A 26,179-nucleotide genomic window follows, 5' to 3' on the forward strand; every position below is an offset into this window, starting at 1 on the left:
CGGCCTGTCCACTGGGCGGCACTTCGGCACTTTTCCTGCACACTTCTCCTGCGCAACAGGCGTTGAACCCGCCACTTTTCGGGCAAGAGTTCCTCTCGTACGGCCACCGTTCGGTCTGGCCAACCGCTGAAGGAAGAGGCTCATGCGGACACAGCACATAGCGCTCGGCACCGGACCGCCGGCCACGGCCACCTTCGACAAGAAGCCAGAGGCGGTCTCCGACGCGCGGGAGCTCACCCGAGGCTTCGTCGAGGGGCTCAGCCCGGCCGTGGACGACCAGAACGCCGCGAGCATCGAACTCGTCGTCTCCGAGCTGGTCACCAACGTGGTGCGGCACGCCCGCGGCGCCCTGTGCGCGCTGCGCCTGCACGCCCACGAAGACGTCATCACGATCGCCGTCACCGACGCGGACCCGCGTCCGCCGCAGCAGCGCACCCCCGACCTGGAGGGCGGCACCGGCGGCTTCGGCTGGCCCATGGTCCAGCAGCTGGCCAGAGCCGTCGGCGTCACGCTCGGCCCGGGCGGCAAGACGATCCGGGCGGAACTGGCGAGGTAGCGCCCAACGGCCCCGGCCGGGCGCGCGGGGAGCCCGGTAGCCTCGCGATCATGTTCATTCTCGAATTGACCTACACCGCGCCGCTCGCCGCCGTCGACGAGCAGCTGGCCGCCCACGTCGTCTGGCTCGACGAGCAGTACGAAGCCGGCGTCTTCATCGCCTCCGGCCGCAAGAACCCGCGCGACGGCGGCGTGATCATCGCCGTCGCGGACGACCGCGCCCGGATCGAGAAGCTCCTGGCGACGGACCCGTTCACGGTGGCCGGGGTCTGCGAGTACCGCGTCACCGAGTTCTACGCGACGAAGACGGCACCGGAGCTGGCCCCGTACCGCGAGCAGCTCCCCGCCTGACCCGCGCCCCACGCCCCGCGCCCCGGGAAGAGGCCCCGGCTAGCCCCGCTCCAGGCGGGCGATGCGCCCCTTCTCCCCCGCGGCCCAGCAGCCCCGGTCCCGGGCGCAGTCGACGGTGTCGTACGACCCCGGGTCGACCGTCCGCCAGCTGCGGCCGCCGTCCGTGGTGACGTCCGTGCCCGTGGGGCCGACGGCGAGGGCCGTGGAGCGGCTGTGCGGGAACCACGTCACGCCCGAGCGGTAGGCGGGCGGCGGGCGCCCGGCCGGGTCCCAGCGGCGGCCGCCGTCCCGGGTGACCGCCGCCGCCTTCGGCGAGGCCTGCCCCGCGCGGTAGTCGCCGCCGACCGCGATGCCGTGCGTACGGTCGCGGAAGGCGAGCCCGAAGACGCCGCGGGCCGGATCGCCCGCCGGGATCGGCGCGTCGGTGGCCGTCCAGGTCAGTCCGCGGTCGGTGGAGTGCAGGACCCGCGCCCGCGCCGCCCCGCCGGTGGCCAGCCACACGTCGCGCGGCCCCGAGCTCACCAGACACTGGCCGCTCGCCGCGAAGCCGGCCTCGCCCTCCTGCGCGGCGGGCATGCCGTCGTTCGGCAGAACCCGCCAGGAACGGCCGCCGTCAGCGGTCGAGAGAATGCGGTACTTGCCGTCGACCGGATCGCTCACGGCCAGGCCGTGGCGGCGGTCGAAGAAGGTCATGCAGTCGTAGAAGGCCTTGGCGTCGGTGTTACGGAAGGACTCCGTCCAGGTCTTGCCGCCGTCGTCGGTGCGCAGCACCCGGGAGGCCTCGCCCTCGCCGATGGCGAGCACCACCGCGCGCCGGCCGTCGAAGGCCTCGATGTCCCGGAATTCGAGATCGGCGGCTCCCGGCGGGGAGACTTCGCGCCAGGTCTTGCCGCCGTCGGAGGTCCGCAGCACGGTTCCCTTGGTACCGGCCGCCCAGGCGGTGTCCCGGCTGACGGCGGCGAGGCCGCGGAAGCGGGCGTCGGTGCCGCTGTCCCCCAGCTGCCAGCGCGGACTCCGGTCCGGGTGGTGCGCCGGGCCATCCGCCCGCGCGGTGCCCGGCGCCGCGAGGACGGTCCCGGCGAGCGCCGCCCCGCAGAGTCCCGTGAGTATCGTCCGCCTCGTCGACTTCGTCTTCCCCATGCCCCTCATGGCGGGCGAAGCTAGCCGACGCGCGGAAGCTCGTCCAGATGGCCTGAAGGGGTCCCCCGTGCGACGGGCGCCGGGAACCGCGGGCGCCGCCACGGTGTCGCGGTGACAGAGGTCACTCGGTCCGACCCACCCGCCGTGTGCACGGATCCCGTCTTTCCGTCGTCTAGTCAAGTGCCGACCCCAGTCGTCCAGCAGTCAGTGAGGGAGCAGGCGTTGTCCACCGTCATCGAGCAAGCCGTAGAGGCCCGCCTCGTCGCCGCCGCGCCGCGGATGCCGACCATTCCCGCGACCCTCCACTACGACCCGCAGGACCCCTTCGCCGTGCGCATGAGCTTTCCCGCGCCCGCGACCCTGGAAGGCATCGAGGTCTACTGGACCTTCGCCCGCGAGCTGCTCATCCACGGCGTGGAGCGGGCGGTGGGGGACGGCGACGTGCGCGTGCGGCCGTACGGTTTCGACCGCACGGTCGTGGAGTTCCATGCCCCCGAGGGCACCGCGATCGTCCACGTCCGCACCGGCGATCTCCACCGCTTCCTGCACCGCACGACGGTGCTGGTCCCGGTCGGCCAGGAGCACCGTCACGTCGATCTGGACCAGGACCTGGCCGAGCTGATGCGGGACGCCTGCTGACGCGGGACGCCTGCTGACGCGGTCCGCTCCATCAGCCGCCCCTCAGCCGCCCCATCAGCCGCTCCCTCCACCGCCCGACGAGCGTGCCGCCTCGGCCGACGCGACGGCTGAGGCGAGCGCCTTGCGGAGGTGGTGCATCAGTGACCGCAGCTCCGGTGAGTCGCCGCCACTGCGGTCGGTCAGGGCCTCGATGCGGTCCTTGTAGCGCCGACGGTCCCTGCCGGTGGCGACGGGGCGCAGTTTGCCGGTGGCGGCGCAGACGGCGAGCGCCGCGTCGCTCTCGGCGATCTCCGTGGCCTCCCGCGGGCCGCTCAGGACGGCGAGCGTCTCCGCGTGCAGCGCCTCGGCGTATCCGACGCGTTCCAGTTCCCAGTGGCGGGCGGGGAAGAGACCGAGGACGCGCCTGCGTCCCTCGCGCAGATAGCCGTGGACGGCCAGCTGGTCGCGGACCGCGTGCAGGGTGGCGCGGGAGCGGTGTGCCGTCCACCCCCGCCACGTGCGTGGACGGGACTGTTCGACGAGTTCGAGGAGGGCGTCGAGGGCCGGGTCGCCGGTGCGGGCGTCGACGACCGGGGTGACGATGCCGTCCGCGTCCAGGAGCATGCCTCGCTGGGCGAGCTCCGCGAGGGCGCCGGCGCGGACCACGAGGTGGAGATCGGGCCCCCCGGCGAACCTGCGCTTCTCCGGGTGCCACGACAGCAGGTAGAGCCTGGCGGGCAGGGACAGCGTTCCGAAGTGCACGGCGCCTCCTCTTCGGATGTCGCGAGCCCTCACGATAAAACGTTGACACGGTCCGCGAAGGCTCCTACGGTCTACAACGGTTCTGTTGCCGTCGATAGGAGAAGGACGTTGCTCGTCTGAGGTCATGAGACACCGCGTCACACAGCTTTCGCTGTCGTGCACGTCGCGTGCGACCTCGGCATACGAGCCGTCCCGTCCCCCGGCACAGGCCATTTCTCGTTTCTCCGGCCTCACACCCCTGCCGCGGTGTCTCGAACGCGTTGCCCCTGACCGCGCTCCACACCACGCAACCGCGAGGCCTGTATGTCTACTTTCCCCACCTCCGTCGCCTGTACGTCGCTCTCCTTCGCCTGGGCCGACGGCACCGCCGTCCTCGACGGGCTCCAGGTGTCCTTCGGACCCGGCAGGACCGGCCTCATCGGCACCAACGGGTCAGGGAAATCAACCCTGTTGAAGCTGATCGCCGGTGAGCTGACCCCCACCGAGGGCACCGTGCGCGTCGCGGGCGAGATCGGCTACCTGCCGCAGAACGTCACCCTCGACACCGGCCTGCGCGTGGACGACGTGCTCGGCATCGCCACGACCCGCGCCGCGCTGCACGCCATCGAGGCGGGCGACGTGCGCGAGGAGCACTTCGCCGCGGTCGGTGACGACTGGGATGTCGAGGAGCGCGCCCTCGCCACCCTCGACCAGCTCGGCCTCGGCCACATCGGCCTGGACCGCACCACGGGCGAGGTGTCGGGCGGCGAGTCGGTGCTGCTGCGCCTGGCCGCGCTGCTGCTGCGCCGCCCCGACGTACTGCTGCTCGACGAGCCGACCAACAACCTCGACCTGTATGCACGCCGGCGCCTGTACGCGGCCGTCGAGGCGTGGTCCGGAGTCCTTGTCGTGGTCAGCCACGACCGGCAACTGCTGGATCTCGTCGACCAGATCGCCGACCTGCGGGACGGCGAGGTGACCTGGTACGGCGGGAACTTCTCCGCGTACGAGGAGGCGCTCGCCACCGAGCAGGAGGCGGCGGAGCGCATGGTGCGCGTCGCCGAGTCCGACCTGAAGAAGCAGAAGCGCGACCTGGCCGACGCCCAGGTGAAGCTGGCCCGCCGCAAGCGGTACGGCCAGAAGATCCAGGACAGCAGAAGCCAGCCGAAGATCCTCATCGGGGCGCGCAAGCGGGCCGCACAGGAGTCCGCGGGCAAGCACCGCATCATGCACGAGGAGAAGCTCGCCGAGGCCAAGGAGCGCCTCGACGACGCGGTGGAGGCGGTGCGGGACGACGACGAGATCCGCGTCGACCTGCCGCACACCCTCGTCCACCCGGGTCGCACCGTGCTCACCCTGAGCGGTCTCGAACTGCGCTACGGAGCGCGGGTGAAGGGCGAGTTCGAGCTGCGCGGCCCGGAGCGGATCGCGCTGATCGGGCGCAACGGCGCGGGCAAGAGCACGCTGCTTCGCACCGTCGCCGGGGAGCTGGCACCGGTCTCGGGGGAAGCGCTGGCGCACGTCCCGACGCGCTTCCTGCCGCAGCGCCTCGACGTGCTCGACGGTGAGCTGACCGTCGCCGAGAACGTGGCGGCGTACGCCCCCGACGCGACGAACAACCGCGTCAGGGCGCGCCTCGCCCGCTTCCTGTTCAAGGGGGCCAAGGCGGATCAGCGGGCGGCGACCCTGTCGGGCGGCGAGCGGTTCCGTGCGACGCTCGCGGCGCTGCTGCTCGCCGAGCCCGCGCCGCAGCTCCTCATGCTCGACGAGCCGACGAACAACCTCGACATGGCGAGCGTGAAGCAGCTCTCGACGGCCCTGGAGTCGTACCGGGGCGCGCTGATCGTGGCCAGTCACGACCTGCCGTTCCTGGAGTCCATCGGCATCACGCGGTGGCTGCTCCTGGACGGGGAACTGAAGGAGATCACCCAGGAAAAGAAGACAGAAGCTGTCGGGTATTTTGCCTAGCGTCGGGTGCATGCACCAGGAATCGCACCAGTACATCACCATCGACGGAGCCCGGGAGAACAACCTCAGGGAGGTGAGCCTGCGCATTCCGAAGGGCAGGCTCACGGTCTTCACGGGGGTGTCCGGGTCCGGGAAGTCGTCGGTCGTCTTCGACACGATCGCGGTCGAGTCGCAGCGCCAGCTGGGCGAGACGTTCACCTGGTACGTCCGCAACCGGCTGCCGAAGTACGAGCGGCCGCAGGCGGACGCCATCGAGTAGCTCTCGCCCGCGATCGTCGTCGACCAGAAGCCGATCGGCGGCCACTCCCGCTCCACCGTGGGCACGATGACGGACATCTACTCCGTGATCCGGGTGCTGTTCTCCCGGCACGGCACGCCGAGCGCGGGTCCGGCGGCGGCGTACTCGTTCAACGACCCCTCGGGCATGTGCCCCGGGTGCGACGGCCTCGGGCGCACCGTGCGCCCCGACTACGACCGCATCATCGACCCCGCCAGGTCCTTGGCGGACGGCGCGATCCTCTTCCCGCCGTTCACCGCGGGGACCTGGCAGGGCCAGACCTACACAAACACGCCCGACCTGGACGCGCACAAACCGGTCGGTGAATTCACCGACGCCGAACGGCAGTTCCTGCTGCGCGGCGGCCGCCGGAAAGCGAAGGTCAACGTCAACAACACCGGCGGCGCGCGGGACATCGACTACGAAGGGCTCGCCGACCGGTTCGAGCGGCTCTACCTCAACCGCGATCTCTCCACCCTCTCCCAGAAGACCCGCGACCTGGTGCGGGGGTTCCTGCACGAAGGCGCCTGCCCGGCCTGTCACGGGGCCAGGCTCAACCCGGCGGCGCTCGCCACCCGCGTCAACGGCCTGGGCATCGCGGACTGCGCCCGGATGGAAGTGACGGACCTGATACGGGAGTTGGGGCGCGTCGACGGCGCGGTGGCGGGGCCGATCGCCCGGGCCGCCGTCGCGGCCCTCGAGCGGATCGAGGCGATCGGCCTCGGCTATCTCAGCCTGGACCGCGAGACGTCCACGCTCTCCGGCGGCGAGGGGCAGCGCCTGAAGATGGTGCGCCACCTCGGCTCCAGCCTCACCGGCATGACGTACATCTTCGACGAGCCGAGCGTCGGCCTGCACCCGCGCGACGTGGGGCGCCTGAACGACCTCCTGCTGCGGCTGCGCGACAAGGGCAACACCGTTCTCGTCGTGGAGCACGATCCGGACGTCATCGCGGTCGCCGACCACGTCGTCGACATGGGCCCCGGGGCGGGCACCGACGGCGGCCTGGTCGTCTTCGAGGGCACGCCGGACGAACTGCGGCAGGCCGAGACCCTCACCGGGCGCCATCTGCGGCGCGCCACCGGCGTCAAGGAGCACCCCCGGGAGGCGAGCGGCGGCCTCTGGATCGAGAAGGCCGCTCTGCACAACCTCAAGGACGTGAGCGTGCGGGTGCCGACCGGGGTGCTCACGGCGGTCACCGGCGTCGCCGGGTCCGGCAAGAGCACGCTGGTGTCGAAGGCGTTCACCGCGGCGCACCCGGACGCCGTGGTCGTGGACCAGTCGTCCATCGGCATCTCGGGCCGCTCCACCCCGGCGACGTATCTCGGGATCATGGACACGGTGCGCAAGCTCTTCGCGCGGGAGACGGGCGCGAAGGCGAGCCTGTTCAGCTTCAACTCCCATGGCGCGTGCGAGCGTTGCCAGGGGCGCGGGATCATCTACAGCGACCTGGCGTTCATGGACCCGGTGACCACGACGTGCGAGGGGTGCGAAGGGCGCAGGTTCAAGGAAGAGGTGCTGCGGCTCACCGTGGCCGGCCGGTCCGTCGTGGACGTGCTCGACATGACGGCCGGGCAGGCACTGGACTTCTTCGAACGCTTCGACGACACGGCGGTGCGCCGCCGCCTGCGCGCCCTGCGGGACGTGGGCCTCACCTACCTCACGCTCGGGCAGCCGCTGAGCACGCTCTCCGGCGGCGAGCGCCAGCGCATCAAGCTGGCCACCCAGCTGCACCGCACGGGCACGACGTACGTCCTGGACGAGCCGACCACCGGCCTGCACATGGCGGACGTCAACGGACTGCTCGCGCTGCTCGACCGGCTCGTCGAGGCGGGCAACACGGTGCTCGTCGTCGAGCACAACCTCGACGTCGTCAAACACGCGGACTGGGTGATCGACCTGGGACCCGACGGCGGCAAGCACGGCGGGCGGATCGTGTTCGAGGGAACGCCCGCGGAGCTGCTCGGCGCCGAGGGGTCGTTCACGGCGGATCATCTGCGAAGCACTCTGGGCCTGGAGCGGGAGCGCGCTGCATGATGTGCGGCACGGCCCCGCCCGGCGAGGGCGGCGGCGCCCCGCCCCGTGAGGAGAGCCAGCCGTGCCCAGCAAGAAGGCCCTGATCCGCCGCCCCGGCCCACGCCTCGCCGAAGGCCTGGTCACGCACCTGGCACGCACCCCGGTCGACACCCGGCTCGCGGCGGAGCAGTGGGAGACGTACGCGGCGGCGCTCGACCGGCACGGCTGGGAGATCTTCGAGGTGGAACCGGCCGACGTCTGCCCGGACGCGGTCTTCGTGGAAGACGCGGTGGTCGTCTTCCGCAATGTGGCGCTGATCGCCCGGCCGGGCGCGGACGCACGGCGGGACGAGACGCCGGGGGTCGAGGAGGCGGTGGCCCGGCTCGGCTGCTCGGTGAACTGGGTGTGGGAGCCGGGCACGCTCGACGGCGGCGACGTCCTCAAGGTCGGCGACACGATCTACGTGGGGCGGGGCGGCAGGACGAACGCGGACGGGGTGCGGCAGCTGCGGGCCGTCTTCGAACCGCTGGGGGCGCGGATCGTGCCGGTCCCGGTGGCCAGTGTCCTGCATCTGAAGTCCGCGGTGACGGCGCTGCCGGACGGGACGGTGATCGGCTACGAGCCGCTGGTCGACAGCGCCTCTCTCTTCCCGCGCTTCCTGCCCGTACCGGAGGAGGCGGGCGCGCACGTGGTGCTGCTCGGTGGCCCGAAACTGCTGATGGCGGCGAGCGCGCCGAAGAGCGCGGAGCTCTTCGCGGGGCTCGGATTCGACCCGGTTCCGGTGGACATCAGTGAGTTCGAGAAGCTCGAAGGGTGTGTGACGTGCCTCTCAGTGCGGCTGCGTGAACTGTACGCCTGACCAGCTTTGAGGCTGTTGTGGCCCTGGTGACGGGCGGGGCCGGGCCTCACCGGCCCTTTACGCGGGTTTAACCTACGGCAACGTAACCTACGAGACCGTAGGTAGGTGGTGCACCGCTCGCACCGCCGTCAGTACTCCCGTCCCCCTTCTGGAGCCCCCGTGACGATCACCTCTCCCCACCCCGGCAGCGCGGACAGCTGGACCGACGCCCGGCTGCTGTACGCGCTGGAGGAAGTGGTCGAGCAGGAACTCAATCGCCACCTGAAGGTGGCCAAGGACTGGATGCCCCACGAGTACGTCCCGTTCTCCGACGCACGCAACTTCCCCGGCATCTTCGAGGACGGCGAGGCGTGGGAGAAGGGCCAGTCCCCGGTCACCGACATCGGGCGTATCGCCCTGGTGGTCAACCTGCTCACCGAGGACAACCTCCCCAGCTACCACCACGAGATCGCCTCCCTCTTCGGCCGCGACGGCGCCTGGGGCACCTGGGTGCACCGCTGGACGGCGGAGGAGGGCCGGCACGGCATCGTGATGCGCGACTACCTCCTCGCCTCGCGCGCCGTCGACCCGGACCAGCTCGAGCAGTTCCGGATGGCGCACATGAGCGAGGGCTTCGAGTCGGACAACCGCCACTCGATGCTGCACTCGGTCGCCTACGTCGCCTTCCAGGAGCTGGCGACCCGCATCTCGCACCGCAACACCGGACACCAGTCCGGCGACCCGGTCTGCGACCGCATGCTGGCGCGCATCGCCACCGACGAGAACCTCCACATGGTCTTCTACCGGAACCTCCTGAAGGCCGCCTTCGAGCTCGCCCCCGACCTGACGATGCAGGCCGTGCGCGACGTGGTGGTCAACTTCCGGATGCCCGGCCACGGCATGCCCGGCTTCGAGCGGGCCGCCGCACAGATGGCCATCGGCGAGGTCTACAACATGCGCATCCACCACGACGACGTGCTCCAGCCCGTGCTGCGCTTCCTGAAGGTCCTGGAGATCGACGGCCTCGGCCCCGAGGGCCTGAAGGCCCAGGAGGAGCTCGGCTTCTTCATGGACGGCCTCGACGCGGAGGCCTCGAAGTTCGACGAGCGTCTCGCCGCCCGCAAGGCGCGGATGGCGGCGCGCGACGCCTGACATCGTACGGCCCCGGGGTCAGCGCCCCGGGGCCGTTCGCCCTCGCTGATCCCGCCGTCCTCATCCATACGTTCCCGCCCCGCGCGTTCCGTGCCCGTGGTCCCGGCCGGAGTCACAGCGATTTACGACCGCCCTGCGCGGTGCAACTGTGGGCGAGGGGGTGAACCCATGGCGCAGACCCATGAATGGATGTTCTACGAGGTCATGTGGCGCAGTTGGACGGGCAGGGCGCAGGTGCCCTACCCCGTGCCCTGGTGGGCGCAGCAGGCCTTCCGGCGCTGGAGCGACGACTTCGACTCCGGCACGTACGAATCGAAGGAGGCCGCCCTGGCCTCCAACGCCCTCTACCGCTACTGGCACATGGTGGGCGTGAAGGACCACCGCCAGGAGTCCCTGATCGGCCAGGCCGGTGAGATCGAGCCGGTCTACGACAAGTACTGCCTGCTCTTCTTCCTGTACGACCCGGCGACGGGCGCCCTGCACCTGCCGCAGCTGGCCGAGGCCGGCACGGTGGGACAGCGCATGGAGGCCCCGTATCTGCCGGTGGTCCTTACGGACTTCCGCACGCCGGACGGCGTCGAGCTCGTGCAGCGCACTTTCGCCACGGCCGTGGGCGCGCGACAGCGCGACCTCGTCGTGACCCGCCTGACGGTGGGCAGTGCGACCGGGCAGCCGCGCGAGGGCTGGCTCTGCGCGGCGGTCGTGCCGACGGGACCGAGCGGCTTCCAGCGGCACGACCGCAACGGCCGGCAGATCACCGACCGGCGGCTGACGTTCCTGAGGCACCTCCCGGCGGAGAACCGGGTGGAGACCAACAGCGGCTGGGGCCCGGTGTTCGACACGGCCCCCGAGCAGTACGGCGTCTACGGCAACCCGGACTTCAGCTACGACCCCGGCACCTATCTGGCGCACAGCCCGTTCCACGACCTGGTGATGGGCGGCAAGCTGAACGGCGCGGGGCAGGCGCAGGACCAGATCGCCGGACTGTGCAGCGCGGCGTTCGCCTGGTCGTTCCGGGTCATCGACGACGAGGTGTTCGAGCTCGATGTGCGGCTGCCCGTCGACCTGTACAGCGGGGCCGACGACCTGGCCGAGATCAGGGCGACACCGGCCGCCGAACTGGAGTCGGCGAACCGGACGTTCTGGACGTCGAAGCTGCTCGGCCAGGGCATCCAGCCCGAACTGCCGCGCCCCGTGGCGCACTTGACCGACCTCTTCCGGGAGTCCCGGGCGCAGCTGCTCATCCTCTCCGACCACGGAGAGATCCACCCGGGACCGACGGTCTACGACTCGTTCTGGATCCGCGACTCATCCGTCGAGGCCACGGCCTGCTCGCTGGTGGGCGACGACGCGCTCGCCGAGCGCCAGTTGGGCACGCACTACCCGCTGAAGTTCAACCGCGGCACGGGCCGGATCGGTCCGTGCGCCGAGTACGGCTTCTACGGCGGTCCGCACGAGCGCGACGACCGCGAGTGGGACAGCAACGGCCAGGCGCTCTGGGCGATCGGCCGCTTCGACCGCGTGCGGGGCCGGTCCGCGGGGTTCGGCGCGAAGCTCTACACGCCGTACGTCGTCGACGGCGCCCGGTGGCTGCGCGACAACCGCGACCAGTACGGCCTGCTCCACAGCGGCTGGAGCGCGGAGCATCTGGGCGAGCGCGACAAGCCGCACTACTGGGACGACCTGTGGGCGCTGGCCGGACTGTACGAGGCGGCGCGGCTCGCGGAGCGCATCGGCTCGCCGGACGTGCCCGAACTCTGGGCCGCCTTCGACGACATGAAGGACGCGACGGCGGCCTCGGTGCGCTGGGTCCTTGCGGAGCAGCGCAGGCGCGGGGCGTGGGAGACGTACATTCCCACCGGGCCCGGCGACGTGGGACGGCTCGACTCGACGATGATCGGCGCCGCGGCCTTCTTCCATCCGCTGCGCCTGCACATGGGCAGCAAGCTGGGCCCGGACATCGACGCGGCGGCCCGCTCCACGCTCGACACCATGTACGCCCACTTCGTGTCGGGCGGCTATCGGCACGAGGCCGCGTGGAACGCCTACGGGCCTTATCTGTCCACGCAGTTGGCGCACGCGTATCTGCTCGCCGGTGATCCGGCTCGGATGGACGCGCTGCTCGGCTGGATCGTGCAGGCGTCGTTCCCGCGCACGCAGGAAAGGGCGGTCGCGCTCGGCGCCTGGAACGAGCAGCACGCGTTCACCGTCGCCTCGGACTTCCACGAAGTGCCGTCCCGCCACTGGTACATGGGCGACATCCCGCACGGCTGGGCCGCCGCCGAGTACCTGCTCCTGATCCGCGACATCCTGCTCTTCGAGGCGGACGAGGACCACGACCCGCATGTGTACATCGCAGCGGGTGTCCGTCCCCACTGGGTGCCGGACGGGGAGACGGTGGCCGTCGAGTCGGCGCCGACGCTGTTCGGTGAGCCTTTCGGGTACCGGCTCACGCACGACGCCGGCCGCCGGGCGGTGACCGTGGAGGTCACCCAGGCCCCGGAGGGGGTGCGGTACGTCTACCCGTGCCGGTTCGGGCAGGTGCGGTCGGTGTCGGCGGACGGCCGGGAGCTGCCCGTCCCCGGTGACGACGTCCAGGTACCCGCGGGGACACGGCGGTTCGTCGTTACGTACGCCTGAGGTGTTCGCACCGGCACGGCGGCACGCCCGGCTCCGAGCTCCTCGATGGGGGCTGCGTACGCGCGGTTGCCCGCCGAGCCCGGTCGCGCTCGATGACGCGACCGGGTTCGGCGGGTGTGAGGACCGAGGAGTCAGGCGCGAGGTTCGCGTCTGAGGGCGTACCGCTCCTTCTCGGAGAGGCCGCCCCAGACGCCGAATCGCTCGTCGTTCTTCAGTGCGTACTCCAGGCAGGCCGCGCGCATCTCGCACATCTGGCAGATGTCCTTCGCCTCGCGCACCGAGCTACCGGGCTCGGGGAAGAAGAAGTCTGCTCCGGTCTGGGCGCACAGCGCCTGCTCCTGCCAGGCGAGTTCCGGCTCGGCTGTCATGTCGATCTGCATGCCGTCGATGCTGGCCCATCGCGCGAAACAAGCAATCAACGATTGATCAACGCACCACCGGGCCTCCCCCGCCCGTACGCCGCCTCGGGGCGCCCCGCCCGGTACGACCCGTCCCGTACGCCCTATGGGGACTGCCCATCGCCCGGCACCGCGAAACCGCCGCCACCGGCGCGGGACGGTGGCCGGTGGACGGTGCCGGGCCCAGATGACCGCCGGTCACGAACCTCCCTGCTCACCGGAGGGCGACGGCTGCAGCACCGCGAACCGCGCTCCCGCCGGGTCCGCGAGCTTCGCGAAGCGGCCCACGCCCGCCATCTCCACGGTGTCCATCCGGACCGTACCGCCACCTTGCCGGGCCTTGTCGACCGCGTCGTCGCAGTCGGTCACCTGGAAGTACGGCAGCCAATACGCGCCCGAATCCGCTTCGGTCGGGTCGGCCGAGAGCGGCACCACGCCGCCGAACATGTCGTCCGCGGTGCCGTCCGCGGGGTGCACCATCGTGTACGACCCACCGGGGAAGGCCGCCTCGGTGGTCTGCCAGCCGAACACCGCGCCATAGAACGCGACGGCCGCGGGGACGTCCGGGGTGTACAGCTCGGTCCAGACCAGGCCGCCCGGTTCGTTCAGGACATCGAGGCCCTTGAGCTCGCCCTGCTGCCACACGGAGAACGGGACGCCCGCGGCGTCGACGAGGCCCGCCATGCGGCCGAGGTCGAGGATGTCCACGGCCTCGAAGAGCGTCCGGCCGCCGGCCTGCTCGACCGCCTTCGCCGTGGCGTCCACCTCCGGCGTGCGGAAATAGAGCGTCCAGGACGGGGGCGCCTCCTCGAGGGGAAGGGCCATCGCGCCCGCGGCGGTGCGGTCGGCGAGCTGATACTGGCTGTAGCCGCCCACGTCATCGGCGCCCTGCCGCAGCTCCCAGCCGAACAGGGAGCGGTAGAAGTCCCTGACGCTGCCGAGATCAGGTGCACACATGTCCACCCAGACAGGGGCACCCGTCACGAAACGGTTATTGAGCATGATCGACTCCTTTGTCGCATGTCTCTTCCGTTCTTCCGAGTCTGGCACCCGGCACTGACAATCCGCCTCTCCCCGCCCCACGTCGCCATTTGGTGAAGAGAGAACATTTCTGAGAGCGCTCTCAGTCACAACTCTTGACGCCGCATTCGCCCGTCGGGACAGTGGTGCACCACCCCCCAAGGCGCCCCCGAAGGCACCCCCACGATCTCCCCCCACCCCCACCCCCACGCAACCGCGCAGGAGACCTTCCGTGATATCGCGTCGAACGTTCCTGACCTCCGCAGCCGGCGCCGCGGGCGCCCTCACCTACCCCGTATGGGGCAGCACCCTCAGCCCCGGCGCCCGGGCCGGCGGCCGGGCCGCGCCCGCCACCTGCGAACTGGCCCTCGCGAACAAATCCCTCCCCGGCCAGGTCCGCGCCTACGTCACCGGCCACGAACAGGGCACCGGCCGCTGGCTGCTGCTCAAGCCGGACGGCGGCGTCTACCGCCCCGAGTCGCCCTCGGCGCCCCAGACGCCGCTGCCCGTCGACTGCGCCATCCCCCTCGGCGCCGCCGGATCCGCGCCGAAGGTGCTGACCCTGCCTCAGATGTACGGCGCCCGGATCTACTTCGTGCGCGACGACAAGCTGGACTTCTTCCTCAATCCGGGCCCCGCCCTGGTCGAGCCCGCCTTCGCGACCCCCGAGGACCGCAACTACGGCCGCACGTGGTCGTTCTGCGAGTTCACCTTCAACCCCCAGCAGCTGTACGCCAACATCAGTTACGTCGACCTCGTCACCGCGCTGCCCATCGGTCTGACCCTGACCGGCGACGCCACGCACACCGTCGCCCCGCTGCCCGACGGCGCCGTCGACAGGATCGCCGCGGACCTCGCGGCGCAGACGGCGAGGGACGGGCAGCCGTGGGACAAGCTGGTCATCCGCGGTTCGGGTGGCGGCGTGCTGCGGGTGATCTCGCCGCAGAACCTCATGGCGCCGCACTTCGACAGGCCGGACCAGATGCCGTTCCGCGACGTGTGGAACGGCTACATCGACCAGGTCTGGGACAAGTACCGCTCCACGGACCTCAAGATCGACCTGCAGGGCGGCCGGGGCGTGTTCACCGGGCGCGTCAGCGGCGACGTCCTGACGTTCAACGGCGGCCACTCCTTCACCAAGCCCACCTCGAAGGACATCTTCACCTGCAACCACGGGCCGTTCGCCAACAACCCGGGCGACCCCGACGACAAGAAGGGCCTGCTCGCCCGGCTCGCCGCCGGCTTCAACCGCAGCATCATGCTCACCCACCCCGAGCAGCCCGGCGGCACGACCACGGCCGACTACTACCGGGGCGCGGTGACCAACCACTGGTCACGGGTGGTGCACGCCAACTCCCCCATCGGGTACGCGTTTCCGTACGACGACGTACGCCCCGACGGGCAGCCCGACGTGTCGGGCGCCGCACACGACGGCAATCCGCGGCGCTTCACGGTGAGCGTGGGGTCCTAAAACTTTTTCAGAGCCTGTCTTTGAACCCCCGTCGCTGCGCAGGCGGCGGTTCAAAGACAGGCTCTTTCAGGCCGAGGCCCTGCGCACCAGGGACGTCGGCAGGACCACACCGGCCCGTTCCGCGGCGGGCTCCTCGCCCGCTCGGCCGCGCAGCAGCATCCGTGCCATCAACCGGCCCATCTCCTCGATGTCCTGACGGACCGTCGTCAGCGGCGGATCGGTCTGCTCGGCCACCGGATACATGTCGTCGAAGCCGACCACCGCCACGTCGTCCGGCACCCTCCTGCCCCGCTCCCGCAGCACCCGGAGGGCGCCGGACGCGGTCAGATCGTTGGCGGCGAAGACGGCATCCAACTCCGGCTCCCTGTCGAGCAGTTCCCGCATCGCGCGCTCTCCGCCCGCGGGCGTGAAGTCGCCCTCGGCGATCAGCCGCGGATCGACGTCACCGAGGACGTCACGGAACCCGTCGAGCCGGTCGACCGCGGAGGTCTGGTCGAGGGCGCCGGTGATGTGCGCGACGCGGGCGCGGCCCAGGCCGACCAGATGGCGCACCGCCTCGCGGGCACCGCCCCGGTTGTCGCAGTCCACGTACGACGCCCTCGACTCGGCACCGCCCTCCTGCGGCCAGCCGGGACGTCCGCCGAACACCGTGGGCACGCCCGCGCGCCGGATGATGCCGGGCAGCGGGTCGTCGAGGTGCAGCGAGAAGACGAGGGCTCCGTCTACATGCCCTCCCGCGAGATACCGGCCGACTCGCTCGTGATCGTCCCGCCCCTCGGTGAGCAGCAGCACCAGCTGAATGTCCTGGGATGTCAACTCCTTGCTGATGCCGCGCAGTTGCAGCGCGAAGAACGGGTCGGCGAACACCCGGGTCTCGGGCTCGGCGATCACCACCGCGACCGCGTCGTGGCGCCGGGTGACCAGGCTGCGGGCGGCGCGATTGGGCACGTAGCCGAGCTCGTCGACCGCGTGCCGCACCTTCTCGGCCAGCACCTCCCGCACCCCCGGACCGCCGTTGACGACACGGGACACGGTGGCCCTGGAGACCCCGGCGCGGGCGGCCACGGCCTCCAGGGTGGGGCGCGGTTCCTCGGTCACCTTCGGTCACTCCTCCCTGACGGTGTCAGGAAGCATCCTCCCGTATCGCCTCCACTGACCCGTCAGGCAGGGGAGGGCCGAGCTCATCGGTCCGGCATGCCGTCGGGGCGCGGCGCGCTGCGCAGGCGATGCCTTCATGTTCAAGAAGCGGAGAGAGCGCAAGCAGGCTGAACTCCACGAGGAACTGGCCGCGGCCCTGCGGGAGCCGGACAGGACGGTCCGCGCCAAGGCGGCGTCCGACGCCGCGGAGGCCGCCGAGCCGGAGTGGGCGCTGCGCGAGCCGGCCCTGGCCGTGGGGTGCGAGCCGTGCACGGACGACTTCCACGACACCGTGGTGGACGGTTCCGCGGCGGTCCTGCGCCGCGAAGCGCCGGTCCGCGAGCGCACGGAGCGGATCGTCGCAGGGCACCTGGACGACCCCGCGGGCTTCGTGCGGGCGCGGACCGGATTCGTCGCCGAGCTCGGCGGCGAGCCTCCCTCATCGGACCGGGTGCCCGGTCGGCACGGACACCGGCGAGGAGCCGAACTCCCGGACGGTGTCCGACACCATGGAGCGCCACGCCGACTCGCCCTCGCCCTCGCCCCTAGGGCCTGTTCGGTGAGTTGGCACGGTCCCCTTGTCTGCCTTCTAGGCTGGCGCCATGAACAACGGGCTCGCTCATGAGAGAAGTGCCTTCATCAACTTTCGACGGTACGCCCCGGATCCGAAGAAGCACGGGTTTCGGTGGGTCGACATCAAGCAGCTCCGCTTCTCTGCGGAGTCCGTGAGCGATAGAGGGCTGCTTGCCGCGCTGATTGGGCATGAGCAGTTCCGGGACGACTATGCAGGTGGTGGAGTGCTGCCGGACGGGCCCCGGCACGGTCCGTACTGGCTGCGGTTGATCACTCCCGACTTCTACGAGCCCATCAGCCAGGAGAAGGCCGCGCAGACTCTGCGTGAGTGGGTGGATCCGCTCTGGGACGTGCCCACCGAGCTGGAGGCAGATCTACAGCGGGAGGTTTTCGCCCGCCTGGCCGCAGCCGATGGCATCTACTACCTCAGCGAGCTCGGTGATGAGGCGATTCATGACTGGGGACGTGTGCACGACTACTTCCACGAGCTCGTGCTCATCGACCGCTCGGATGGGCAGATCACTCTCATCGTCGCCGCCGACGACTGAGGCAACCACCGGGGCATCCTCTGCGGTGGCTGAGATCAGCAGCGGAGCCACAACCGAAGCGCGGCGAGAGTGACCGTGCCGTGGAAGACGTAGGCCCTCTTGTCGTAGCGAGTCGCCACGGCTCTGGAGCCGTTGAGCGCGTTGAAGCAACGCTCGACGTCGTTCCTCCTCTTGTACGCAGTGCTGTCGAAGCCGGTCGGCCGCCCGCCGTGGCTACCGCGCCGTTGGCGATTGGTCTTCTGAATCTTCGGCTCAGGGATGGTGTGCTTGATCTGGCGTCGCCGCAGGTAGCGGCGGTTCCGGCGAGAGCTGTACGCCTTGTCGCCGCACACGTGGTCCGGTCGCGTCCGCAGGTGACCGCCGGCTGGGCGAGGGACTCGGACGCGATTCATCACATTGATCAACTGTGGCGCGTCACCCCACTGTCCGGGAGTGATCAGCACCGCCAATGGGCGGCAGTTGCCATCACCCGCCAGATGAATCTTCGTCGTGAGACCACCCCGTGACCGGCCGAGCGCCTCATCAAGACGATGCTCAGCCGGACGGCGCCGACGCCCCAGCACCCGGGGCACGCGGTGATAAGCCCCGGCCGCATGCTGATGGGCACGGCAGGCCGTCGAATCCACGCTCACCACACTCCAGTCGACTCGCCCCTCGACGTCGGCGTCGGCCTGGACCGACCGCAGGACACGCTCCCACGTACCATCCGCGGACCACCTGCGATGGCGGCCATGGACCGTTTTCCACTTCCCGAAGCGGGTCGGAAGATCTCGCCACGGCAGGCCGGTGCGCTGCCGGAACAGAATCCCGTTGATCACGCGCCGGTGGCACTGCCAACGGCCGCCCCGCCCGACGTTCTTGGGCAGACTTCGTTCGAATCGAGATCACTCGTCATCAGATAGATCACCCCGCCCCACACCAGACAGAACGACCGGTCGACAGGTGGGTTACCTGACCCATCGGACAGGCCCTAGAAGTCCCATGAAGATGTTGGGCTGTTCTGGCCCTCGATCATGGGGTTCGGGGCCAGGCTGGTAGGCATGATGGGGCGGCCGCCCGAGAAGCCGGTCGGGCCTGATGTGTGGTCCGTGTGCCGGGAGTTGATTCCTGCCGGGAGCGTGTTCGCGTTCCTGGCCGAGCACCACGAGGTGCTGTTCCCGGAGGCGATGTTCGCGGACATGTACCCGTCCTCGGACGGGCGCCCGTCGGTGCCGCCGGGCGAGCTGGCCGGCGCGATCGTGCTGCAGGTGCTGCACGGCCTGTCGGACTTCGAGACCGTCCAGCACCTGCGGTGTGACCTGCGCTGGAAGGCCGCGTGCGGACTGGGCCTGAACGATCCGGGGTTCGATCCCTCGCTGCTGGCGTACTTCAGGCGTCGGCTGGCCCGCTCCACGCAACCGGACCGGATCTTCGAGAAGGTGCGTGAGGTGGTGGCCGCCACTGGTGTGCTCAAGGGCAGACAGCGGCGGGCCCTGGACTCGGCGGTGCTGGAGGACGCGGTGGCCACCCAGGACACCGTCACCCAGCTGATCGCCGCCATCCGCCGCGTCATCCGTGACGTCCCCGGCGCCGACGCGGTGACCGCCCGGCACTGCCACGCCCACGACTACACCGATCCCGGCAAACCCCGCATCGCCTGGAACGACGAGGCGGCCCGCGCCCAACTCGTGGACGCGCTCGTCACCGACGCGCTGCGGCTGCTGGGCCACCTGCCCGAGCAGAACGTGGGCGAGAAAGCCGCCAACGCGATGGGCATCCTCGCCCTGGTCGCCGGACAGGACGTCGAGCCCGCCGACGACAGCGACGGCACCGACGGCCGCTGGCGCATCGCCCGGCGCACCGCGCCCGACCGGATGCTCTCCACCGTTGACCCCCAATCCCGCCACACCCACAAGACTTCCTCTCACTACCAGGACGGCTACAAGGCCCACCTCGCCGTCGAGCCGGAAACCGGCCTAATCACCGCGATCGCGCTGCGGACCGCCGCCGGAGGCGAACACCACGAGGCCGCCGTCGCCCGCGAGTTGCTCGCCGAGGAGACCGGCGTGCTGGACGTGCTGGCCGATGCCGCCTACTCCAGCGCCGACCTGCGGGCCACCCTCACCGCGGCCGGACACCGCCTGCTGGTCAAGCCCCCGGCCCTGAAACCGGCCGTCCCGGGCGGCTTCACCCTCGACGACTTCCACAGCAACCCGGCCACCGACACCGTGACCTGCCCTGCCGGACACACCACCGTCCTGTTGCCCCAGGGCGGCAGCCATCAGCAGCGCAAAGCCTGGTTCACCGCGAACCAGTGCACCGCCTGCCCGTTCAAGGCCCGCTGCACCACCGCGAAAGGCGGCCGGGTGGTCACCTGGCGCCCCCACCACGACCTGCAGCAAGCCGCCCGCCACCAGGCAGCGACCGACCCTGACTGGCAGGCCGACTACCGGCGTTGGCGCCCCGCGGTCGAGCGGGTCATCGCCTGGCTCGTGGCCCGCGGCAACCGCCGCCTGCCCTGCCGCGGCTGGATCAACGGCGAACGCTGGATCCACCACCGGGCCGCCGCCCTCAACCTCCGCCGCCTGACCAACCTCGGACTCGACCACCGCAACGGAACCTGGACCCTGGCCCCGGCAACCCCCTGACCAGCACCAACCGAGCCACCTGGCTACACAACAAAACGACTTCCGAACAAGATTTTCACGGGGCTCCTAGTGATGCCCGTGCTCCCCGGCGTCGCCCTTGGACGGGGACTTCGAGGAATCCTCGGACCCGGCCGTGGAGGGGGACTCCGAGGACCGTTTCGACGTCGCCGCGTGATGAGGCTCGTAGTCCGGGATCGTGCCGTCCGCCTTCTTCACCAGGAACAGTCCGGCCATGCCCATGTCCGAATGGCTCTGCACATGGCAGTGGTACATCCAGGCGCCGGCCCCTACGCCCTCTCCCGCGACGACCTGGAATCCGAAGGAGTCGCCGGGTCCCGTGATCTTGTCGTCGAGGATCTGACTCGGGTCGTCGGGGCCGGTCAGCAGGCCCGTGCGGTTGTCCGCCCAGCGATGACCGTGCACGTGGAACGTGTGGTAATACTCGCCGTGGGTGATCGAGACGAACTCGACCCGGTCGCCCACCGTGGCCTCGAAGGTCGGACTGTCGTGGCCCGCCTTGTTGTTGATCGTCATGTCGTTGAAGACGACCGTGAAGGTCTTGTCCGGCAGCAGATCGCCCTTGCGGCGCACGATCAGCGGCCCGTAGAGGCCCTTGCGGACGCCGCCGGTGCCGTGATCGGTGCCGACCACGTGGTCGTGGTAGTGCCAGTAGCCCGCGGTGCCGGGACGCCAGGTGCCGTCCTTGCGGCGGCCCGGGGCGTGCGTGCGCCAGGTGTACGTGCGCTTGCCGCCCGGCTCGACGTGGCTCTTGGTGTGCCGGGTGCCGTCGCTGGAGATCTCGTAGTCCATGCCGTGGACGTGCAGGCTGGCGTCCACGTCCATGGTGTTCTCGAACTCGATGTGCAGGGTGTCGCCCTCGTTGAGCTCGATGAGCGGGCCGGGAATGGACGCCTTGCCCTTTTCCAGGCCGTACCCCATCTGCCCGTCCGGGAGCTTCTCCGCGTACAGCTTGATGCGCTTGACCTCGCCGCCCGCGGGGGCGGTCCTCGGTGGCGCCTCGGCCGTGCTCGCGTCGGGCGCGCCCGCGACCGACAACGATGTCACCCCCGCTGCCGCCGCCGCTCCGCCCACCAGCATCCGCCGGTTGAAACTCCGCCTGTCCAAGTTGCGTCGAGTCATGACGAACCCCCCACTGCGGTACGGAGACTGATGAGGCGTCGAGTGCCCCGGGGACGGCCACACGGTATCGGCCGGCTCTTTGTTTATCCACACGCAGGACAAAGTTGGTGCTATCACGGTGATACCTATTGGCGAGTTGCGAAAAGAGGTCTAGCTTCGTCGGCGCTGTTGCTGTGACCGACGAGGGGTGGGTGTACTCATGCGGCGCACACCGCATCAAAGGCCCTTGGCAGTACGAGGGTTGAGCAGATCACGACCGATAGCGAGCCGATCGCGCCGGGCCTGGGCCGCCGCGCTGCTGTCCGGCGCCCTGGTCACCGGGGCGCTCTCGACGCAGGCCGCGTCCGCGCGACCGTACCCGGAACCGACGTTGACAACGATGTCTCTGCCCTCGCCGCCCGGCGGGGCCAACGTGAAGGTCCTGGTCTTCCACGGCTCGGCGGCGGGCGGCGACGAATCCCCCGTCGTCGACGCCGGTATCGAAGCCATCGAGAAGATCGGCCAATCCGGCCCGGCCGCCCAGCGGTTCAAGATCGAGGCCACCGACGACCCGGCCGTCTTCACCAACGCGGCCAAGCTCGGCAAGTTCAACGCCGTCACGTTCCTGACCGGCGGCGGCGACATCCTCGACCCCGAGCAAGAGGCGGGCCTTGAGGCCTACATGGAGGCCGGTGGCGGCTTCCTCGGCATCCACGACGCGGCCCGCGCCGAGCCGTACTCGAGCTGGTTCACCGGACTCGTCGGCGCCCGCCCCGCGGACTCGAGCCCGACGAACGTCCAGCGCGCGACCGTCGAGGTCGGCGACCGCGAGAATCCGGCCACCCAGAGCCTTCCGCTCCAGTGGAAGCGCCCCGACCAGTGGCTGAACTGGACCAAGAACCCCTCCGGTGACGTGCACACGGTCGCCCGCGTACGGGAGTCGACCTACCGGCCCGGCGACAGCAAGAACGGCGCGGACCACCCGGTGTCCTGGTGCCGCGACTACGACGGCGGCCGCTCCTTCTACACGGGCATGGGCGGCACCGCGGCCTCGTACGACGAAGCCGACTTCCGCAGTCATCTGCGCGGCGCCCTGCTGTGGACCACGCGCCTCGCACGCGCCGACTGCAAGGCCACGATCAACGCCAACTACCAGGCCGAGCGCCTCACCCAGCCCAACCAGCCGGGAAAGAACGACCAGATCGGCGAGCCGCACGGCCTGGTCACCGCGCCCGACGGCAAGGTCTTCTACATCGGCCGCGGCGGCGCCGACTCCTCGCAGCCGGTCATCACCGACTGGAACGACCCGGACATCGGCAAGGGCAAGGGCAAGATCCACGTCTACGACCCCAAGACCAGGAAGTCGACCCTCGCGGGCGCCCTGACCGTCTTCGGCAACAAGGGCGGCGGCGATGAGCTGATCAAGGTCGAGGAGGGCCTCCTCGGCATCGAGCTCGACCCGAAGTTCGAGCAGAACGGGTGGGTGTACCTGCACTACACGCCCCACTCCAGGATCGACCGCGAGAAGCACATGGCCGAGCGTCACGTCTCACGCTTCACCTTCGACCAGGCCACGAACAAGCTGGCCATCGGCAGCGAGAAGGTCCTGCTCAAGTGGCCGGTGCAGATCCACAGTTGCTGCCACGCGGGCGGCGGGATGGCCTGGGACTCCAAGAACAACCTGTACATCGCGACCGGTGACAACAACTCCTCCGGATTCAGCGACGGTTACTCGGGCAACAACCCGCAGCCGAACTTCAAGGGCGTCTCCTTCGCGGACGCGCGCCGCACCGCCGGCAACACCAACAACCTCAACGGCAAGATCCTGCGCATCCACCCGGAGCCCGACGGGACGTACACGCTCCCCGAAGGCAACCTCTTCACGGGCAAGGAGCAGGACGAGGGCGGCGGCAAGACGCGCGGCGAGATCTACGTGATGGGCGTCAGGAACCCCGCGCGCATCTCCGTCGACAAGAAGACGGACACCCTGTACGCGGGGTGGGTCGGCCCGGACGCCGGCGCGCCGTCGACGACGTGGGGCCCGGCGAAGTACGACACGTTCGCCGCGATCACGCACGCCTCCAACCGCGGCTGGCCGTACTGCATGGGCAACAACCAGCCCTACCGCGACCGCAACCTGCCCGACCCGACGAAGCCGCTCGGCTGGTACGACTGCAAGAACCTCAAGAACGAGTCGCCCAACAACGACGGCCTGGTGAACATCCCGCCGGCCGAGCCCAACAACATCTGGTACTCGCCGCAGGGCGGCGGCGTCGACTACCCGCGCGACGCCAACGGCGTGCCGAGCTACAAGACGTCGGAGCAGAAGACGCTCCTGCCGTGGCTCAAGGGCGGCGGCCAGGCGACCATGAACGGCCCGGTCTACCGGTACGACGCCGCGAACGAGAGTGCCGACAAGTGGCCCTCGTACTGGGACGGCAAGTGGTTCGTGGGCGACTTCTACGACGGTGACCAGCCGCGGCACGCGGTCCTCATGGACCCGAAGAGCGCCGGCAGCGGTGGTCTGCCCGTGCACGCCGAATCGCTGAAGAAGATCATCCCGATCGGCAACGACGGCATCAAGAACCTCATGGACTGGAAGTTCGCGCCGGACGGCTCGCTGTACGTCCTCGACTACGGCAGGGGCTTCTTCACCTCGGACTCCAAGTCCGCGCTGTGGCGCGTGACGTACAAGGGCGGCGCGGCGACCCCGGCCGCCGACGACCTGGCGAGGAAGGCGGGATGATGCGCACGACCTGGAACAGGCCGGGCGGTACGCCACGTACCGCCGGTGGCCGGCGAAGAATGTACGCGGTGCTCTTCGTGGCGCTCCTGATGGTGCTCGGGCTGACCTCGACCACGGCCGCGGCACGCCCCGATGACACCGGGCCCGCCGCGGCGCAGACCCTCACCTGGACCGCGGACAACGACATCTCCAAGTACAAGTCGGCGCCCACCACGGCGGTGGCGGGTCCGACGACGATCGTCTTCGAGAACAGCGAGGCGACCGGCAACACGACCGGCATGCCGCACACGCTGACGTTCGACACCTCCGACCCGGAGTACAACAACGACGTCACGCTGAACATCCTGGCCAACCCCAACGACGACCAGGGCGGCAAGCACACCGCCGAGGTCACGCTCACCCCGGGCCGCTACCGCTACCACTGCACCATCCCTGGCCACGGGTCGATGCAGGGCATCCTGGTGGTGACCGAGGGCGGCGGCCAGGACACCACCGCGCCGCAGGCCTCGGCGAAGGTCGAGGGGACCACCAACTCGGCCGGTGAGTACGTCGGTTCGGCCACCGTCGCGGTGACCGCGACGGACGAGGGGTCCGGCGTCGACAGAATCGAGTACGCGGTCGGGGCGGACGGCGCCTGGCAGCCGTACACCGCGCCGGTCGTCGTCGACCAGGCCGGCACGCACAAGATCCGCTACCGGGCCACCGACAGGGCGGGCAACGTGTCGGCCGAGAAGTCCGCGGACTTCAAGGTCGTCGCGCCGCCGACGGACGACAGGACGCCACCCGAGACGTCCGCCACGGTGGCCGGGGAGAAGAACGACCAGGGTCAGTACGTCGGCATGGCGACGGTCACGGTGACGGCCTCCGACACCGGCTCCGGCGTCAACAAGATCGAGTACGCCATCGGCGACGGCGCCTGGACCACCTACACCGCGCCGGTCATGGTCCACGAGGCGGGCGCCCACAAGGTCCGCTACCGCGCCTCGGACAAGGCGGGCAACCAGGCAGCCGAGAAGGCCGTCGAGTTCACCGTGGTCACGCCGCCCGTCGAGGACAGGACGCCGCCGGAGACCACCGCGAAGGTCACGGGCGACAAGAACTCGGACGGCGCGTACGTCGGCAAGGCGAAGGTGACGGTCTCCGCGACCGACGCCGACTCCGGTGTCGACAAGGTCGAGTACTCCCTGGACGGCGGCCCGTATCTCGCGTACACCGCCCCGGTAGTCGTCGACCGCGTGGGGCGCCACACCGTGGCGTACCGCGCGAGTGACAAGGCCGGCAACACCTCGGCGGCACGTGACGTCTCCTTCACCGTCGCGCGGGGAGGTGGCGTCCCGGCGCCCAACTGCCCGGAGTTCGACGAGCGTTTGACGGTCTTCGTGGGCACGGTCGACACGGGCATTCCCAATCGTGTCACCAACAACCGTTGCCGTATAGGCGAGTTGATCGAGGACGAAAAGGAGTGGACCTCGCACGCGCTCTTCCTGAAGCACGTCAAGGGCGTGACGGACAAGCTCCTGAAGGCGGGTGAGATCGACCAGCGGGAGTACAACAAGATCAACCGCGCCGCCAAGCAGTCCGGCATCGGCAAGCCCGGCCAGACGGACGGTTACCGCACGATCTTCGACGGCACCCAGGCCTCCCTGGACAAGTGGGAGCAGGTCGGCGGCGGCAAGTTCGGCCTGAACCCCGACGGTTCGATCACCAGCAGCACCACCGTCGAGGGCATGGGCATGCTCTGGTTCCCCCAGCGCAAGTACGGCGACTTCTCGCTGAAACTCCAGTGGCGGGACGACGCCCCGGGCAACGGCAACGCCAACGGCGGCGTGTTCGTGCGCTTCCCGCAGGTCCACGACCACCCGGAGGAGTCCCGTCCCGAGTGGGTCGCCATCAAGTACGGGCACGAGGTGCAGGCGCTCGACAGGCCCGACGGCGACATGTACAAGACGGGGTCGATCTACGGCTTCGACCGGGTGGGGCTCGCCGGCGCGCACGTCACCCCGAAGGGCACGTGGAACGACTACGAGATCCGGGTGGTCGACCAGCACTACTCGGTCTACCGCAACGGCATCCTGATCAACGAGTTCGACAACACTGGCGGCCAGACCTTCACGCCGCCGCGGGGCGACGATCCGGGCACGGACGGGCGGCGGTACTCGTCCGGCTATCTCGGGCTCCAGGTGCACGGGGTCACTGACGTGATCTCGTACCGGGACGTGCGGATCAAGGAGCTGTAGCCGGTCG

At 70.1% G+C, this 26,179-nt stretch carries 19 protein-coding genes and 2 pseudogenes; 14 read left to right on the forward strand and 7 right to left on the reverse strand.

Translation table 11 applies throughout. The features are described 5' to 3' along the window. Positions 1-142 precede the first annotated feature (142 nt). Positions 143-556: an ATP-binding protein gene (locus ACFVYL_RS00770; RefSeq protein WP_389712115.1), complete on the forward strand. Its 414-nt coding sequence runs from the start codon at positions 143-145 to the stop codon at positions 554-556. A 50-nt stretch (positions 557-606) separates the two neighbouring features. After that, complete coding sequence (locus ACFVYL_RS00775) at positions 607-906, forward strand: YciI family protein (RefSeq protein WP_389712116.1); 300 nt, start codon at positions 607-609, stop codon at positions 904-906. A 39-nt stretch (positions 907-945) separates the two neighbouring features. Here the strand turns inward: ACFVYL_RS00775 and ACFVYL_RS00780 are convergent, their stop codons facing one another. Continuing rightward, positions 946-2,046, reverse strand: a complete 1,101-nt coding sequence (locus ACFVYL_RS00780) for a WD40/YVTN/BNR-like repeat-containing protein (RefSeq protein WP_389712117.1) — start codon at positions 2,044-2,046, stop codon at positions 946-948. A gap of 222 nt (positions 2,047-2,268) precedes the next feature. Here ACFVYL_RS00780 and ACFVYL_RS00785 point away from each other — a divergent pair, with 222 nt between their 5' ends. Then, on the forward strand, positions 2,269-2,685 hold the full coding sequence (locus ACFVYL_RS00785; RefSeq protein WP_389712118.1) for an SsgA family sporulation/cell division regulator: 417 nt from the start codon (positions 2,269-2,271) through the stop codon (positions 2,683-2,685). A gap of 54 nt (positions 2,686-2,739) precedes the next feature. Here the strand turns inward: ACFVYL_RS00785 and ACFVYL_RS00790 are convergent, their stop codons facing one another. Continuing rightward, positions 2,740-3,426 (reverse strand): GPP34 family phosphoprotein, encoded by a 687-nt coding sequence (locus tag ACFVYL_RS00790; protein WP_389712119.1) that lies wholly within the window; start codon positions 3,424-3,426, stop codon positions 2,740-2,742. 303 nt (positions 3,427-3,729) lie between these two features. Here ACFVYL_RS00790 and ACFVYL_RS00795 point away from each other — a divergent pair, with 303 nt between their 5' ends. From ACFVYL_RS00795 to ACFVYL_RS00815, 5 genes and pseudogenes are all read left to right on the forward strand, one after another. Further along, the gene (locus tag ACFVYL_RS00795) at positions 3,730-5,373 is read left to right on the forward strand and encodes an ABC-F family ATP-binding cassette domain-containing protein (protein WP_389712120.1); all 1,644 of its coding nucleotides are present in this window, start codon (positions 3,730-3,732) and stop codon (positions 5,371-5,373) included. Between the two features lie 10 nt (positions 5,374-5,383). Further along, positions 5,384-7,687, forward strand: a pseudogene (locus tag ACFVYL_RS00800) (ATP-binding cassette domain-containing protein). A 61-nt stretch (positions 7,688-7,748) separates the two neighbouring features. Further along, entirely contained in the window at positions 7,749-8,525 is a 777-nt protein-coding gene (gene ddaH / locus ACFVYL_RS00805) for a dimethylargininase (RefSeq protein ID WP_389712121.1), read from the forward strand. 159 nt (positions 8,526-8,684) lie between these two features. Beyond that, positions 8,685-9,656: an acyl-ACP desaturase gene (locus tag ACFVYL_RS00810; RefSeq protein ID WP_389712122.1), complete on the forward strand. Its 972-nt coding sequence runs from the start codon at positions 8,685-8,687 to the stop codon at positions 9,654-9,656. Positions 9,657-9,824: 168 nt separating this feature from the next. Further along, the gene (locus ACFVYL_RS00815; protein ID WP_389712123.1) at positions 9,825-12,296 is read left to right on the forward strand and encodes a hypothetical protein; all 2,472 of its coding nucleotides are present in this window, start codon (positions 9,825-9,827) and stop codon (positions 12,294-12,296) included. Between the two features lie 131 nt (positions 12,297-12,427). Here the strand turns inward: ACFVYL_RS00815 and ACFVYL_RS00820 are convergent, their stop codons facing one another. Both ACFVYL_RS00820 and ACFVYL_RS00825 read right to left on the reverse strand, forming a co-directional pair. Continuing rightward, positions 12,428-12,676 (reverse strand): WhiB family transcriptional regulator, encoded by a 249-nt coding sequence (locus ACFVYL_RS00820; protein WP_389712124.1) that lies wholly within the window; start codon positions 12,674-12,676, stop codon positions 12,428-12,430. A 216-nt stretch (positions 12,677-12,892) separates the two neighbouring features. After that, positions 12,893-13,696, reverse strand: a complete 804-nt coding sequence (locus tag ACFVYL_RS00825) for a VOC family protein (RefSeq protein ID WP_389712125.1) — start codon at positions 13,694-13,696, stop codon at positions 12,893-12,895. A gap of 250 nt (positions 13,697-13,946) precedes the next feature. On the opposite strand from ACFVYL_RS00825, the gene ACFVYL_RS00830 reads away from it, so the two are divergent. Further along, entirely contained in the window at positions 13,947-15,185 is a 1,239-nt protein-coding gene (locus tag ACFVYL_RS00830; protein ID WP_389712126.1) for a glycoside hydrolase family 64 protein, read from the forward strand. A gap of 66 nt (positions 15,186-15,251) precedes the next feature. Here the strand turns inward: ACFVYL_RS00830 and ACFVYL_RS00835 are convergent, their stop codons facing one another. Next, a complete protein-coding gene (locus tag ACFVYL_RS00835; RefSeq protein ID WP_389712127.1) occupies positions 15,252-16,283 on the reverse strand; it encodes a LacI family DNA-binding transcriptional regulator in 1,032 nt (343 codons plus the stop codon). A gap of 136 nt (positions 16,284-16,419) precedes the next feature. Between ACFVYL_RS00835 and ACFVYL_RS00840 the strand changes: the two genes are divergently transcribed. Next, on the forward strand, positions 16,420-16,947 hold the full coding sequence (locus tag ACFVYL_RS00840) for a hypothetical protein (protein ID WP_389712128.1): 528 nt from the start codon (positions 16,420-16,422) through the stop codon (positions 16,945-16,947). Then, complete coding sequence (locus tag ACFVYL_RS00845) at positions 16,925-17,443, forward strand: hypothetical protein (RefSeq protein WP_389712129.1); 519 nt, start codon at positions 16,925-16,927, stop codon at positions 17,441-17,443. Before ACFVYL_RS00840 ends, ACFVYL_RS00845 begins: the two co-directional genes overlap by 23 nt. 35 nt (positions 17,444-17,478) lie before the next feature. On the opposite strand, the pseudogene ACFVYL_RS00850 reads toward ACFVYL_RS00845, so the two are convergent. Beyond that, positions 17,479-18,360, reverse strand: a pseudogene (locus ACFVYL_RS00850) (IS5 family transposase). A 123-nt stretch (positions 18,361-18,483) separates the two neighbouring features. On the opposite strand from ACFVYL_RS00850, the gene ACFVYL_RS00855 reads away from it, so the two are divergent. After that, positions 18,484-20,070, forward strand: a complete 1,587-nt coding sequence (locus ACFVYL_RS00855; RefSeq protein ID WP_389712130.1) for an IS1182 family transposase — start codon at positions 18,484-18,486, stop codon at positions 20,068-20,070. A gap of 66 nt (positions 20,071-20,136) precedes the next feature. Here ACFVYL_RS00855 and ACFVYL_RS00860 read toward each other — a convergent pair whose 3' ends face one another. Then, complete coding sequence (locus ACFVYL_RS00860) at positions 20,137-21,195, reverse strand: multicopper oxidase domain-containing protein (RefSeq protein WP_389712434.1); 1,059 nt, start codon at positions 21,193-21,195, stop codon at positions 20,137-20,139. Between the two features lie 214 nt (positions 21,196-21,409). Between ACFVYL_RS00860 and ACFVYL_RS00865 the strand changes: the two genes are divergently transcribed. Next, entirely contained in the window at positions 21,410-23,935 is a 2,526-nt protein-coding gene (locus tag ACFVYL_RS00865; RefSeq protein ID WP_389712131.1) for a ThuA domain-containing protein, read from the forward strand. A gap of 59 nt (positions 23,936-23,994) precedes the next feature. Further along, complete coding sequence (locus ACFVYL_RS00870) at positions 23,995-26,172, forward strand: OmpL47-type beta-barrel domain-containing protein (protein ID WP_389712435.1); 2,178 nt, start codon at positions 23,995-23,997, stop codon at positions 26,170-26,172. The last annotated feature ends 7 nt before the right edge of the window (positions 26,173-26,179 follow it).

The sequence above is a fragment of the Streptomyces sp. NPDC058308 genome (assembly GCF_042880275.1).
Classification (GTDB): domain Bacteria; phylum Actinomycetota; class Actinomycetes; order Streptomycetales; family Streptomycetaceae; genus Streptomyces.

Bases quoted from the DNA above. Each gene is read 5' to 3' on its own strand.
- ACFVYL_RS00825 (WP_389712125.1), bottom strand. From the start codon at position 13,696: ATGCTCAATAACCGTTTCGTGACGGGTGCCCCTGTCTGGGTGGACATG.
- ACFVYL_RS00870 (WP_389712435.1), top strand. From the start codon at position 23,995: ATGTACGCGGTGCTCTTCGTGGCGCTCCTGATGGTGCTCGGGCTGACC.
- ACFVYL_RS00840 (WP_389712128.1), top strand. From the start codon at position 16,420: ATGTTCAAGAAGCGGAGAGAGCGCAAGCAGGCTGAACTCCACGAGGAA.
- ACFVYL_RS00820 (WP_389712124.1), bottom strand. From the start codon at position 12,676: ATGCAGATCGACATGACAGCCGAGCCGGAACTCGCCTGGCAGGAGCAG.
- ACFVYL_RS00845 (WP_389712129.1), top strand. From the start codon at position 16,925: ATGAACAACGGGCTCGCTCATGAGAGAAGTGCCTTCATCAACTTTCGA.
- ACFVYL_RS00795 (WP_389712120.1), top strand. From the start codon at position 3,730: ATGTCTACTTTCCCCACCTCCGTCGCCTGTACGTCGCTCTCCTTCGCC.
- ACFVYL_RS00780 (WP_389712117.1), bottom strand. From the start codon at position 2,046: ATGGGGAAGACGAAGTCGACGAGGCGGACGATACTCACGGGACTCTGC.
- ACFVYL_RS00865 (WP_389712131.1), top strand. From the start codon at position 21,410: ATGCGGCGCACACCGCATCAAAGGCCCTTGGCAGTACGAGGGTTGAGC.
- ACFVYL_RS00775 (WP_389712116.1), top strand. From the start codon at position 607: ATGTTCATTCTCGAATTGACCTACACCGCGCCGCTCGCCGCCGTCGAC.
- ACFVYL_RS00770 (WP_389712115.1), top strand. From the start codon at position 143: ATGCGGACACAGCACATAGCGCTCGGCACCGGACCGCCGGCCACGGCC.
- ACFVYL_RS00815 (WP_389712123.1), top strand. From the start codon at position 9,825: ATGGCGCAGACCCATGAATGGATGTTCTACGAGGTCATGTGGCGCAGT.
- ACFVYL_RS00855 (WP_389712130.1), top strand. From the start codon at position 18,484: ATGATGGGGCGGCCGCCCGAGAAGCCGGTCGGGCCTGATGTGTGGTCC.